Genomic DNA, 13,399 nt, shown 5'->3' on the forward strand with positions numbered 1-13,399 from the left:
TTCAAACCGTGTAACCGTGGCCTCAGCGCATGAAGATCCCGCCGTTCACATCCCAGGTCGCCCCGGTGGTGAAGTAGGCGTCTTCGCTGGCCAGTTGCACAATCAACTTGCCGATGAACGCGGCGTTACCCAATTGTTTGACCGGGATCGCCTCTATCAGTTTTTCCAGGCGCTCGGGCGGCACGGCGGCGCGCACCGCCGGTGACTCGATAGGGCCCGGGGCGATAGCGTTGACCGTGACACCGGACGCCGCCAGCTCCTTGGCGAAGATCTTGGTCAAGGTAATGATGGCGCCCTTGGATGCGGCGTAATGCGCGCCGGTTGCGGTGCCGCCGTTCTGCCCGGCCAGGGAAGCCATGTTGATGATCCTCCCGTAACCCTGGGCCGCCAGATAGCTGCCGAACACCTGGCAGCCGACAAAAGTGCCGCGCTGATTGACGCTCACAACACGGTCGAACTCTTCCGGGCTGATCTGCATCACCGGTGTGGTCATGGTCATCGCGGCGTTGTTCACCACCACCTGCAATTCACCCCAATGCGCCACGACGGCCGCCAGCGCGTCTTCGAAATCGGCCTTCCTCGATACATCGAGCTTGAGCGCCAGGACCCGTTCACCCGTGGCATCGAGTTCAGTGGCGGTGACCCGTGCTGATTCCAGCGAACGGTCGCTGATCACGACCCGATAGCCGGCGTTCAGCAGTTGCTCGGCAATGCTTTTGCCCAGCCCCTGGGCCGCGCCGGTGACCAATGCAACCTGTGTCATGGCAACGTCCTCAGAGGATGTAGCCGATACCGGCGAGGGTATCGGTGGAGTTGATCAGCTGGATCACCTTGCGCTGAATCTTGAAACTGTCACCGCTGCGCACCAGTTCAAACGTGACATCGGCGGTGTACTGCTTGAGCACATCCTTGCGGAACTCACGCAGGTTCTGCGCACAACGCACGGTGACAATTCCGTCTTCATCTGAAAGCACGCGAAAGCGCGACTGACTGCGCACGGTGCGTGCCCGCGGGGTGGTCGAAATCGATTCGCCGCTGGTCAATCGGGTGACACGCAACTGACGCATGTGGTGATCATCGTAGGCGTAGTTCAGGGTGTTCTCGAAGTCGGTTTCCAGCGGATCGATCGGGATGATGTAGGTCGCGTTCTCGGTCCACAGATCGAGCCAGTCGACGAAATCGCCGTGATCGAGCATGTCCGCTTCCTGCCAGATGAAAGCGCTGACTTGGTTGAGCAATTGCAGGTTGTTCATGGTGTTCTCCGTCACTCAGGCCGACATCATCTTTTTCCACTGCTGGTAACCAGCGCGCATGCCGGTCTCGGCGCTCACATCGCTCACCAGCCCGTCTTCGGATGCCTTTTCACCCGGCAAGCCGCGGTTGAGCATGATCCACAGATCAGTGCCGGCACTGGCGCCGCGCTGTACGCGCTCCCAGGCTTCGGAATCGTCCGGAGTACCAAAACCCATCGGGCCCTGGAAGTGCTCATGCAGACGCAGACGATAACGGTTGGCCACCGCCGGGCCACCGTCCATGGTGATGACGGCGTGATGGATTTCGGTTTCGTTCACCGCGATCGGTTGCAACACCCGGAAGAACGCCATGGAACAAGCGATGTTCGGGAACAGGTTGAGGTTGAAGCCCGAACCGCCGACCGCACGCACGATGCGACGGACCGATTCTTCGTCCTGGCCTTCGGCGCGCAACTGCGCGGCCAGGTCTTCGAAACGCTCAGGGATCGGCAAGTCGAGGTTGGCTTCCAGGTCGACCAGGTCAGGGATCATCACCATCACGCTGTGACCGTTGCCGAGGTCTTCGACGTAGCCCGGTCCTTCGACGAAGTCGAACAGCTTCAGGGTCTGTTCATCCACGGACGACAGGAACGACTTGTGCACCAGCGGGAAGTGGTAGGCGTCGGTGGTGTTTTCCAGCTGGATCTTCCAGTTGCCGGGGAAGCGGAAGCGGTGCTCGCCACCCACTTTGACGGGGTAGCCGGCGCCCTGCTTCATGAACAGGTCGATCCACTTCTTTGCCGGGCCGAGGAAATCAGCGAGGGGCTCGATGTCATCCTTGAAGGTGGCGAAGATCATGCCGTTGTATTGCTCGACACGCAGGCTGACCAAAGGCAGTTCGCCCTTGTCCAGGCAATCGGCGTAGCTTTCCGGGTGCGGCACACCGCGCAGACTGCCATCCAGCGCGTAGCTCCAGCCGTGATAAGGGCAGACAAAACTGTTGGTCTTGCCCTTCTTGTGCTCGCACACCGTTGCGCCACGATGGCGGCAGCGGTTGAGCAACACATGCACTTCTTTCTTGCGGTCGCGCACGACGATCACCGGCTGCTTGCCGATATAGGTGCTCTTGTAGCTGCCGGACTCCGGGATCTCACTGCCGTGAGCGACCCAGATCCAGGTGCTGTAGAAAATCTTGTCCAGCTCCTGATCGAAGAGCTTGCCGTCGGTGTACAGCGACGTGTGAACGCGGTCATGCAGGACCAGATCGGAAGGACTGGCGTCGAGCGTTACGGTGTTTATCAGGTTACTCACGATCACTCCTCGTCGGCATTATTCGCCGACTCTAAGAATTCTGGGTGTTACTTTCAGGACTGGCCGGACTTACCAGGTACGGGCAGGTGCGCGGCATTGTTCCAGGTGTCTACCGGTCGGCTGAACAGGTTCTCGGTCTGAAAATGCGCCATGCGCCACTGCCCTTTTTTCTGGGCGAACCGCACGGTCAGGCGGGCGCTGTTGAGGTGCGAGGCACCCGAGGCAAAGGTCGAAGTCTGCAACATCACCCAACTGGCATCTGCGGTCTCACCGCTGACCCGGATCAGTTCCGAGGTCAGGAAGTGCACGTTCAGCGAAAAGTGCGCCGGTTCGACCATGTAGGTTGCGAACATCGCTTTGATCGCCTCACGCCCGTGGTAACCGCCAAAGCTATTCTGGTACTTGGCACCCTTACCTTCCCAGATCGCCTGCTCGGTGAACAACCCGGCCAGTTCCTCGAGCGGGGAATCCACGCCCAGCTCGTCGCACAAAGACATGTAGCGATTCATGCAGGCGCGGATCGCGTTCTCGCTTTCCAACTGCTCGAGCCGCTGTTCCAGTGCGCGCAAATGCTCTTGTGATGACATGGCGACTTCTCTCGACTCAGCGCTGGATGATCAGTTCGCGACCGGTACGGGCCTCGACCTTGCAATACTTCCAGAGTTTGTAAGGGCCATTGCCGACATCCGTGGTGCGAAACAGATTGCAGGCGGCGTGGACGGTTTCGATGTCGGGTACATCGGCCAGCAAGTAAGTCGTCCAGGGCCAGCCGGCAGACGGGCCGACCATGCTCTGATCGTCGTCCATGTTGCCCAGCACGGTGACGCCTGGCAGGTCGGCGATGCCGTTCCACATGGCGCCGAAAGCGGCCCAGACTTCCAGCGCTTCAGGACGCGGAGCATCGAAAAAGTTTTGGTTGATGCCTATGCAGAACAAAACTCGCAGGGCTTTTTTATCGGTCATGGGGTTCACCAATCAGTAGGAAAAAATTACAGGTAGCCAGGCAGCGGCTTATTGCCGAAGAAGATCGCGCCCGCGTTCTGGTAGGTCATATCGCCCATGAAGGCGTGCTGGGTAATGACTTGGGTGTCGTTGACAAAACGCGACAGAGGACTGGTGCGGTACACCCCGCTCATTCCCGATAGCATTTGCGCGGTGCGCGCAACATCGGCGGCGACACGCGTGGCGTGGGTCGAAGACAAGCGCAGCATATTGGTCTGCTCGACGCTCACCGGGTCGCCGGCCAGAACGCTGGTCCAGGCATCGTCGATGGACTGGTAGAACCACGAACGTGCAGCGCGCAGCGACGCTTCGGCCTTGGCCATCTCGACCTGGGCCAGCGGCCGGTCGGACAACGACGGCGCACCGGTCACGGAGATTCGGCCACTGGCCATGCCGCTCAACTCATCAAGTGCCGCACGAGCAACGCCCAGGCCAACCACAGACAACACCTGTGTGGCGAACGACAGTGACGGATAGCGGAAGAACGGCTCGTCAAGACTCGATGGACCGCCGCGTACGAAGGTCCACTCCTCCGGCACCACCACGCCTTCGACGACGACATCATGGCTACCAGTGCCGACCAGGCCGACGACATTCCAGGTTTCCTCGATTCTGACCTTTTCCCGAGGCATCACCGCCAGTCGTGGCAGGCCGAGCATCTCGCCATTTTTCGGGCTGATACCCACGCCGATGAGCGACGCGCCCATGCAACCGCTGGAAAATTTCCAGCGCCCATTGACCTCCAGGCCACCGTCAACAAAGGATGCAGGCTGCGGAGGGAAGATCCCGCCGGCGAACACCACGTCAGGCGAATCGGCATAGATTTTCTTGATGGTTTCCAGCGGCAACGCCGCCAGGTAAACCGGGCTCATACCGAAGCTGGCGACCCAACCGGCGGAGCCATCGGCGAACGAGATATCTTCCACCATCTGGCAAAACTCGGCCGGCGAACGCTCGTCGCCGCCGAAGCGTTTGGGCACCAGAGCCCGATAGACGCCGAGCTTGCGGAACTGCTCGATAACGTCCTGCGAGATGAATTTTTGTTGGTCGAATTCTTCGCTTCGAGCACGCGCACGAATCTCGACCAGCAGTTTCTGAAACGCTTCATTCGCCGTGATCGGCACGCAGCGCTGGTGATTCAGCTCGCTTGGCGCAGTCATGGGTTTCTCCATAGTAAGCATCACGATTACTCTTCCAGGCGCCGGACCAGTTCGCGGGCGACTGCACACAGCAGTTCGTCCGCGCCATGGGCGGCAATGAGTTGAAGGCCGACCGGAAGTCCCGAGGCGCTTTCCAGAGGAATGCTCAGAGCCGGATGACCGGAAAGGTTGAAAGCACGCACCAGGGAGGTCATGCCCAGGGCGGCGCGAGTGTCGGCCGCGTCGGCGACCAGCAACGGGAAGTCGGGCATGGTCGGCATGGCCAGAATCGGGGTGATGGCCAAGGCTGCGTCCACTTCTGCGATAAACGCGCGACGGATGATTTCGGCTTCTTCAACGGACTCGGCCGTGGTCAGACTGGCCGCGCGCAGACGGTCGGCGACATCGCTGCCAACCCGACAGGTTTGCAGAAGATGGCCACACGCTGCCCAGGTTTCGGCGTTGATGATCACCATGCCGGCGTCATACGCGGCGGCCATGCCAGGCAGCTTCTGCTCAAGTAACTTGAAGCGCGAACGGCCCAGCGCCTGGTTCACCACCGAGTGGATTTGTTCGTTGGCCTCTACCGCGACCACGCCGATAGCAAGATGCTCAGGCACCGGGATGGAGGCGAACGAGGGATCAATGATGTGCATCGCTTCAATCAAGCGTTCCATATCCCGTGCCAGGGGACCTACGCAATCGAGGGTACTGCGCGCAGGCATCACACCCTGACGGCTGACACGACCAAAGGTTGGCTTGAGACCAAATACACCACAGCACGCCGCTGGAATCCGTACCGAACCGCCGGTATCGGTGCCCAGCGCGAAGTCGCAAAGGCCTGCCGCCACCGCAGCTGCCGAACCACTGGAAGAGCCGCCCGGTATATAGCCCGGATAGCGCGGATTGGAGGCCGTGCCAGTCCATGCGTTGAGGCCGGTGGTGCCGAATGCCAATTCATGCAGGCTGGTTTTACCGGTGATCCGGCAGCCCGCATCCAGAACAGACTGGACCACGCGTGCATGTTCGCCTGCCGCCGGCGCATCGGCCAGGGCGCGGCTTGAAGCGCGGGTCGGATAGCCGGCGATATCGATGGTGTCTTTCACCATGACCGAAAGGCCATTCCCTCCTAAGGCTAAATCCTCAACAACGATCGACATGTTCTTTACCTGCTCGTTATGTGTCACCAGAACGGATGACCTCGGCACGAGGGCCGGGGAAAACGCTTAAATCTAAAATCGTAATATTTACGTGAAATGTCAATTGAATTTTACCAAATAAAAGAGTGTGTATTTTCGGTGCAGACTTTCTCTTTTCGCACCAACGGCGTGCAGTTTGGTAACACTGCCGTAAAAACGAAAAATCCTGAATATTTTATATTTTTACCTTATAAATCAGTTAGTTAATTGTATTTAACGAACAGAAAGCATCGAAACATTCAGAAAAATATTGAGCAGAGGCCTCGCTGAAAAAGCAAACAGGAAAAAATAAATCAGCCCAAAAATTACAGCCAAAAACAGCGTAAAAAATCACTGTTTTTTGATTTTATTATCAGGTGGTTTTTGGTCATTTGAGCGCTTCCTTGATCCAGATCAAAGCCTTGTTTGATATGGCGTGCTGCGGGTTTTTCCCGCCCTTAACATGCCCCACTGCCAGCCCTTCGGATCACCTTGGCCGGCCCGCCTCAAAGCGTTCGCATCAGGCATCGCAGTAACGGCTTTCTGCCTTGCACCGAAAAATTTCTGGCATGCAATCTGCTTTTGCCCTCTTCGCCTTCGACCGATCGCTCATGGTCGAGCAGCACCCTGATGGCTCGGTAACAAACCATGGGTGTCGCCACAGTTCGATAACTAAAACAGGGCCGTACTCGCACCACGTCGTGGTCGGGAAGGCTGGCCATTAGCCTTTTGCAGCGTTGCAACTCTTCGGAGAAAGTCATGCTTTTCAGAAAAGCCGTGCCCACGTTGTTGTTGAGTGCCGCCTGCGCCGCCGCTGCGCAGGCGGATGTGAAAGTCGGTGTCATTACCTCCTCCACCGGACCGATCGCACTGGTCGGACTACCACAGAAAAACACCGTGCCGTTGCTGCCGACCCAGGCCGGCGACCAGGTGGTGAAATACATTTCTCTGGATGATGCGAGCGACCCGACCGCTACGGTGAAGGCGCTGAAGAAGCTGATCGACGAAGAAAATGTCGATGCCATCATCGGCCCGAGCGGCTCGCCCAACGCCATGGGCGTGATCCAGTTCGTCGCCGAGGCAGGCGTGCCATTGCTGGCACCGGTCGGCACCGCTGCAGTGGTGCTGCCAATGACCGAGCAGAAGAAATGGGTATTCAAGACCACGCAGAACGATGACCTGATCGCCAAGGCGCTGTTCGAACACATGGCTAAAAAAGGCGTGAAAACTCTCGGCTTCATCGGCACCGGCGACCCTTATGGCGAGAACTGGGCCAAGGTCATGGCCGGCCTGGCAGCGCAGCAGAATATCAAGGTCGTGGCCAACGAGCGCTTTCAGCGCCAGGACACTTCGGTCACCGGGCAGAGCCTGAAAATTCTCGCCACCCGCCCCGATGCAGTGCTGGTCGCAGCGCCGGGCAGTTCGGCGGTGATGCCGCAGACCACCCTGTTCGATCAGGGCTATCGCGGCCAGGTCTACCAGACCCACGGCGCGGCGCTGCAAGACTTCCTCAAGCTGGGCGGCAAGAAAGTCGAGGGCACCATTCTGGCGGCCAGCCTGATGCTGGTACTGGATGAAATCCCGGACAGCCATCCTTCGAAGAAAATCGCCAGCAACTACACCACGGCCTACGAAAAGCTCAACGGCAGCAAGCCGGCGACCTTCGGCGGGAACACCTTCGATGCCGGTCTGCTGCTACAGCAGGCGATCCCGATTGCAGCCAAAAAAGCGGCACCGGGCACTCCCGAATTTCGTGCAGCCCTGCGTGATGCGCTTGAGCAAAGCCACGAACTGGCCGGCACCCAAGGCGTTTACAACATGACGCCTCAGGACCACAGCGGCTTCGACGAGCGCGGTCGCGAATTGATCGTGGTGAAGAACGGCAACTGGATGTTGTTGCACGACAACTGATCGAAACCCGGGCGCACAGCCCACTGCGCGCCCTGCCCGATTGCCGGCGAGTCAACCCGCGCCGGCAATCGGGCCTGATATTCAATCTGTAGAAAAGAGCTCTCATTATGAATTTCCAGATAGCCATGCTGCTGGGCCAGGACGGTATGACCAACGGCGCGATCTATGCGCTGTTGGCCCTGTCGATCCTCCTGGTGTTCACCGTGACCCGGATCCTGTTGATTCCCCAGGGTGAATTCGTGACCTACGGCGCCTTGACCATGGCCACGTTGCAGAGCGGTCACCCGACTGCTCTGGTCTGGCTGCTGCTCGGCCTGACGCTGATCGACTGTGCACTCGATGTATGGGGCGCGGCACGTTCAAGCCAGGCCTTTCGGTGCCCCGTGCGCATTCTCTTCAAGCTTGGCTATACAGGCCTGCTGGCGGTGTTGATCAACACCTTGCCGTTGGCCGAATTGCCGATGGCGGTCCAGGCTTTGTTGACGCTGGCGTTGGTGGTTCCGCTGGGCCCGCAAATCTACCGACTGGTGTTCCAGCCGATCGCCTCGGCCAGCTCATTGGTCTTGCTGATTGTATCGATCGCCGTGCACGTCAGCATGGTCGGTATTGCGCTGTTGCTGTTCGGCCCTGAAGGCGCCCGCACCCAACCGTTCTCCGAAGCTGGCCTGGAACTGGGCCCGGTCACCTTCAACAGCCAGACGCTCTGGGTGCTGGCCGTGTCCCTGGGGCTGATCGTCGGGCTGTACCTGTTCTTCGAGCGCACGCTGTATGGCAAAGCCCTGCGTGCCACCGCGGTCAACCGCATGGGTGCCCGGCTGATGGGTATTTCGCCGACCCTCGCGGGCAAGTCGACCTTCCTGCTCGCCGCGCTGATCGGCACGCTGTCGGGGATCCTGATCGCGCCGATCACCACGCTGTATTTCGATTCCGGTTTCGTCATCAGCCTCAAAGGCTTTGTCGGCGCGATCATCGGCGGACTGGTTAGCTATCCGGTCGCCGCGCTCGGCGCTCTGGCGGTGGGCCTGATCGAAGCATTCTCGATGTTCTGGGCCAGTATCTACAAAGAGATCATCGTGTTCACGCTGATTATTCCGTTCCTGCTTTGGCGTTCGTTCACCAGTCGTCATGTGGAGGAAGAAGAATGAATTCGCGCTATCTGTTGCTTGCCCTGTTACTGGTGGTGGGCGTCGCGCCGCTGCTGTTGCCGCCGTACTACGTCACCCTGCTCAATTACATCGGCATGTACGCCATGGTCGTATTGGGGTTGGTGCTGCTCACGGGTGTCGGCGGCATGACCAGTTTCGGTCAGGCCGCGTTCGTCGGGCTGGGCGCCTACACCTCAGCCTACCTGACCACCACTGAACAACTGCCGGCATGGTTGGCCTGGGCCGGAGCGTCACCGTGGCTGACGCTGCTGGCGGGCGTGGTGCTCACCGCCTCAGTGGCACTGATTCTCGGCGCCCTGACACTCAAGTTGTCAGGGCATTACCTGCCGCTGGGAACCATTGCCTGGGGCCTTTCGCTGTACTACTTGTTCGGCACCCTGGAATCCCTCGGCGGTCATACCGGCGTCGGCGGCTTGCCATCGATTTCATTGTTCGGCCTGAAGCTGGATAAGGGCGAGAATATTTTCTACCTGATCTGGGCCCTGCTGTTGCTGGCAATCGTCGTCACGCAGAACCTCCTGAATTCTCGCGAAGGCCGCGCCATTCGCGCACTTAAGGGAGGCCAGGTAATGGCCGAGTCGATGGGGGTCAACACCTTCCGCTCGAAGATGGTGATCTTCGTCATCTCTGCGGTGTTCGCGGCCATTTCCGGCTGGCTCTATGCGCACACCCAACGCTTCGTCAACCCGACGCCGTTCGGTTTGAACATGGGCATCGATTACCTGTTCATGGCCCTGATCGGTGGTGTCGGCAGCGTGTGGGGCGCCCTGCTCGGCGCGGGCGTCCTGACCATGCTCAAACAATGGTTGCAGGACTGGTTGCCGCACTTGCTGGGTAACACCGGCAACTACGAAATCATCGTATTCGGCATCCTGATCGTGGTGCTTATGCAGCGCGCACCGTGTGGTCTGTGGCCCTTGTTGACGCGCCTGATACCGGCCCGGTTCAGGGTCCGCGCCAAGGTCCTGAATGTCGACGCCAAGGCTGCACCCCTTCCCCGCCGGCAACTGCCCAAACATGGCGAGCTGATCCTTGAGGCGCGGAATGTGACCAAGCGCTTCGGCGGACTGGTGGCCAACAACGACATGAGCCTGGAAATCCGTTCGGGTGAAATCCTCGCGCTGATCGGTCCCAACGGTGCCGGCAAAAGCACCATGTTCAACCAGCTCTCCGGCGTCGATACACCGAGCAGCGGCGATGTGCTGTTCATGGGTCAAAAGATCAACGGCCTGAACTCCCGGCAAGTGGCGCGCATGGGCATGAGTCGCACCTTTCAGCACGTGAAGCTGCTGGGCAACATGAGCGTGTTGGAGAACGTCGCCATTGGCGCGCATTTGCGTGGCCAACAAGGCGTGCTGGCGGCGGCCCTGCACCTTGATCGTCGCGAGGAAGCCGAACTGCTCGGCGAAGCCAGACGTCAGCTTGAGCGCGTAGGCCTGGGCGACTATTTGTATGAAGAGGCAGGGAGCCTGGCACTCGGCCAACAGCGGATTCTAGAAATCGCCCGCGCCTTGTGCGCCGATCCGTGCCTGCTGCTGCTCGACGAACCCGCCGCTGGCCTGCGACTGAAAGAAAAAGAAGCCCTTGGCATCCTGCTCAGTCGCCTGCGCAGCGAAGGGATGGCGATTCTGCTGGTCGAGCACGACATGGACTTCGTCATGGGCCTGGTCGATCGCGTGGTGGTCATGGAGTTCGGTCAGCGGATCGCCCAGGGCTTGCCCGAAGACGTACAGAAGGATCCGGCCGTGCTGGAAGCCTATCTGGGAGGAGTTGAATGATGAACATGCAAGTGGAACCGCACCTCGCACCGCGCAACCAGGTCGACGACGCCGTGCTGGAGATCAAAGGCCTGAGCGTGGCCTACGGCAAGGTCGAAGCGCTGAGCGACGCCAGCCTGACCGTCGGCAAGGGCCAGATTGTGACGGTGATCGGCCCCAACGGCGCCGGCAAGACCACCCTGCTTTCGGCCATCATGGGCGTGCTTGGCTCCCGGGGTCAGGTGCATTTCGACGGCAGCCTGGAAACCTTGCCGGAAGTGGAAGTGATGGTCTCGCGGGGCCTTGGCCTGGTGCCGGAAAAACGCGAATTGTTCACCAGCATGAGCGTGGCCGACAACTTGCTGCTCGGCGCTTTTCAACGGCATCGCCGGGGCGACCGTCGCTACAGAGAAACGCTTGGCGAAATCTACGAACTGTTCCCGCGCCTGTGGGAGCGCCGCGAGCAATTGGCGGCGACGTTGTCCGGCGGTGAACGGCAGATGCTCGCCGTGGGCCGGGCGCTGATGGCCAAGCCCAAGCTGCTGATGCTCGACGAGCCGAGCCTGGGCCTGGCGCCGCTGATTACCCGGGAGATCTTCCGCATCATCACCGCGCTGCGTGAGCAAGGGGTATCGATTCTGCTGGTCGAGCAGAACGCGCGTGCCGCCCTGCGGGTAGCCGATTACGCCTATGTATTGGAAACCGGTCAGATCGCCATGCAAGGCCCGGCGCAGAAACTGGCTGATGACCCACGCGTGATCGAAGCCTATCTCGGCCTGGCCAGCAAGCATCAGGAAATGCTCGCCAACTGACACCGCGCCCTTGCAGGAGCTGGCTTACTAGCAAGCCGGCCTTCCTACAGGGGACTGTTGTTGTGTTCAACAACCTATCGCCCCCTTGTGAATAATCCGGAGTCACGATGAACGCTTCCTCCTTGCGCATCGGCATCGCCGGCGCCGGTGCCATCGGCTGCACCCTAGCGGCCCGTCTTGCGGGTAACGGCCATACGGTCAACGTACTGGCCCGAGGTGAAACCCTGACCGCCATCCGCCGTGACGGCATCCACTTATCCGATCTGGACGGTCATCATCATGTGCGAGTCGAGGCCAGCGACAACGCTGCCAGCCTTGGCGTGCAAGACCTGATTTTTCTCTGCACCAAGGCACAAGCCCTGGCCAGCCTGCTGCCACAACTGCAACCGATGATCGGCGCCGAGACGGCGGTGATCCCGGTGATCAACGGCGTGCCGTGGTGGTACTTCCACGGTGAAGGTGGACGCTACGAAGGGCAACGGGTGAGCGCGGTTGATCCGCAGTCGACACTCAACCAGGCCCTGGACCTGCGCCACGTGATCGGCTGCGTGGTGTTCATCACCGCGCACTGCCCGGCCAACGCCGTGGCTGAATCGAACACCCCGCACCTGATGATTTTCGGTGAGCCTGACAACCGCCTTAGCGCCCGGCTGGAGCGTGTGCGCGCACTGATCGAAAGTGTCGGCATAGAAGCACGAGCCACCGACCGCATTCGCGACAATCTGTGGACCAAGATCATCGCCAACCTCACCTCCAACCCGCTCTCAGTGATTACCGGCGCGACGCTTGATCAACTTTACAGCCTGCCGGAGTTGCGCGACCTGGTCAGCAGTTGCCTGCACGAAGCCTTGCTCACGGCCGCCGCGTACGGCGCGCGCGTGAGCATCGATCCACGGACCTTTCTCGAACTCGGCGCCGGCATGGGCGCGGTGCGCACCTCGATGCTGCAGGACTATGAAAAAGGTCGCCCTCTGGAGTTGGCCGCCATCGGCGACGCAGTGCTGGAGTTGGCCGATGGCATGGCGATCCCGATGCCCGTTACTCGACACCTCATTGCCCTGGCACGCTTTCGCGGCGAACAGGCCCGTCACTGACTCACTACGACAAGGACTCCGACATGGACCACACCCTAATGGCAAAACCGCATGCGTACAGCGACGAGGAATGGGCACTGCGCGTGCAACTTGCGCACTGCTACCACCTGGTGGATTTCTTCGGCTGGACCGAGACGATCTTCAACCATATTTCCGCACGCCTTCCTGGCCCGGCGCACCATTATCTGGTCAACCCGTTCGGCCTCAATTACACCGAAGTGACGCCAGAGAACCTGCTTAAAGTCGACCTGCACGGCAAGAAGCTCGAGGACTCGCCCTACGACGGTAACCCAGCCGGTTTCGCCCTGCACAGCGCGGTGCACGGTGCCCGTTCGGACATCCAGTGCCTGATCCATACGCACACCACGCCGATATCGGCCATCGTCATGAAGAAGGCCGGTTTTGCCCATAACGACTTTTACGGTGCGCAACTCTACGGACGGATCGGTTACCACACCTTCGAAGGCATCACGCTGTTCGACGACGAAAAAGCGCGGATGATCGACAGCCTTGGTGACAAGCACATCCTGGTGCTGCGCAATCACGGCATTGCCGTCGGCGAAAGCAGCATTGCCAAGGCGTTCTTCCTGCTGTGGACAGTGCAGCGCGCCGCCGAAATCCAGTGCCAGGCCGGCGCTCTGGGCGGTGAGGACAATCCGCTGCCTGAAGCGATCAGCCAGAAGTGTGCCGAACTCACGGCCATGCTCATTCGGGACAGCGGCTTCGCTGTAAAATTTTTCGACGCCATGGTTCGCAAAATGCGCGCCGAACGCGGCCAGTGCTGGTAATCGCGGGAG

General features: G+C 60.0%; 13 protein-coding genes. 6 read left to right on the forward strand and 7 right to left on the reverse strand.

What is annotated here, in order from left to right; genetic code table 11:
• Positions 1 to 22: 22 nt before the first annotated feature.
• Genes ACVBEG_RS13390 through ACVBEG_RS13420 form a run of 7 tightly spaced genes read right to left on the reverse strand, consistent with a single transcriptional unit; the run spans position 23 to position 5,844 of the window.
• Positions 23 to 763 carry an SDR family NAD(P)-dependent oxidoreductase gene (locus ACVBEG_RS13390; protein WP_322178806.1) on the reverse strand — a complete coding sequence of 247 codons (741 nt, stop codon included), beginning with the start codon at positions 761 to 763 and terminating at the stop codon, positions 23 to 25.
• A gap of 10 nt (positions 764 to 773) precedes the next feature.
• Positions 774 to 1,253 carry an aromatic-ring-hydroxylating dioxygenase subunit beta gene (locus ACVBEG_RS13395; RefSeq protein WP_322178805.1) on the reverse strand — a complete coding sequence of 160 codons (480 nt, stop codon included), beginning with the start codon at positions 1,251 to 1,253 and terminating at the stop codon, positions 774 to 776.
• A gap of 15 nt (positions 1,254 to 1,268) precedes the next feature.
• Positions 1,269 to 2,543 carry an aromatic ring-hydroxylating oxygenase subunit alpha gene (locus ACVBEG_RS13400; protein ID WP_447107836.1) on the reverse strand — a complete coding sequence of 425 codons (1,275 nt, stop codon included), beginning with the start codon at positions 2,541 to 2,543 and terminating at the stop codon, positions 1,269 to 1,271.
• Between the two features lie 53 nt (positions 2,544 to 2,596).
• A complete protein-coding gene (locus tag ACVBEG_RS13405; protein WP_322178803.1) occupies positions 2,597 to 3,130 on the reverse strand; it encodes a nuclear transport factor 2 family protein in 534 nt (177 codons plus the stop codon).
• A 16-nt stretch (positions 3,131 to 3,146) separates the two neighbouring features.
• A complete protein-coding gene (locus ACVBEG_RS13410; RefSeq protein ID WP_084317862.1) occupies positions 3,147 to 3,506 on the reverse strand; it encodes an IacB protein in 360 nt (119 codons plus the stop codon).
• Between the two features lie 26 nt (positions 3,507 to 3,532).
• On the reverse strand, positions 3,533 to 4,705 hold the full coding sequence (locus ACVBEG_RS13415) for an acyl-CoA dehydrogenase family protein (protein ID WP_322178802.1): 1,173 nt from the start codon (positions 4,703 to 4,705) through the stop codon (positions 3,533 to 3,535).
• 26 nt (positions 4,706 to 4,731) lie between these two features.
• Entirely contained in the window at positions 4,732 to 5,844 is a 1,113-nt protein-coding gene (locus tag ACVBEG_RS13420; protein WP_322178801.1) for an amidase, read from the reverse strand.
• Positions 5,845 to 6,621: 777 nt separating this feature from the next.
• On the opposite strand from ACVBEG_RS13420, the gene ACVBEG_RS13425 reads away from it, so the two are divergent.
• The 6 genes from ACVBEG_RS13425 to ACVBEG_RS13450 all read left to right on the forward strand — a co-directional run bounded on the left by ACVBEG_RS13425 (position 6,622) and on the right by ACVBEG_RS13450 (position 13,390).
• Positions 6,622 to 7,773, forward strand: a complete 1,152-nt coding sequence (locus ACVBEG_RS13425) for an ABC transporter substrate-binding protein (protein ID WP_322178800.1) — start codon at positions 6,622 to 6,624, stop codon at positions 7,771 to 7,773.
• A 107-nt stretch (positions 7,774 to 7,880) separates the two neighbouring features.
• On the forward strand, positions 7,881 to 8,918 hold the full coding sequence (locus tag ACVBEG_RS13430; RefSeq protein ID WP_447107837.1) for a branched-chain amino acid ABC transporter permease: 1,038 nt from the start codon (positions 7,881 to 7,883) through the stop codon (positions 8,916 to 8,918).
• The gene (locus tag ACVBEG_RS13435; RefSeq protein ID WP_330201091.1) at positions 8,915 to 10,717 is read left to right on the forward strand and encodes a branched-chain amino acid ABC transporter ATP-binding protein/permease; all 1,803 of its coding nucleotides are present in this window, start codon (positions 8,915 to 8,917) and stop codon (positions 10,715 to 10,717) included. Before ACVBEG_RS13430 ends, ACVBEG_RS13435 begins: the two co-directional genes overlap by 4 nt.
• Positions 10,714 to 11,508 (forward strand): ABC transporter ATP-binding protein, encoded by a 795-nt coding sequence (locus ACVBEG_RS13440; protein WP_322178797.1) that lies wholly within the window; start codon positions 10,714 to 10,716, stop codon positions 11,506 to 11,508. Before ACVBEG_RS13435 ends, ACVBEG_RS13440 begins: the two co-directional genes overlap by 4 nt.
• A 107-nt stretch (positions 11,509 to 11,615) precedes the next feature.
• The gene (locus tag ACVBEG_RS13445) at positions 11,616 to 12,602 is read left to right on the forward strand and encodes a ketopantoate reductase family protein (protein ID WP_322178796.1); all 987 of its coding nucleotides are present in this window, start codon (positions 11,616 to 11,618) and stop codon (positions 12,600 to 12,602) included.
• 23 nt (positions 12,603 to 12,625) lie between these two features.
• Positions 12,626 to 13,390 (forward strand): class II aldolase/adducin family protein, encoded by a 765-nt coding sequence (locus ACVBEG_RS13450; protein ID WP_322178795.1) that lies wholly within the window; start codon positions 12,626 to 12,628, stop codon positions 13,388 to 13,390.
• The last annotated feature ends 9 nt before the right edge of the window (positions 13,391 to 13,399 follow it).

The sequence above is a fragment of the Pseudomonas sp. GG8 genome, from assembly GCF_052976945.1.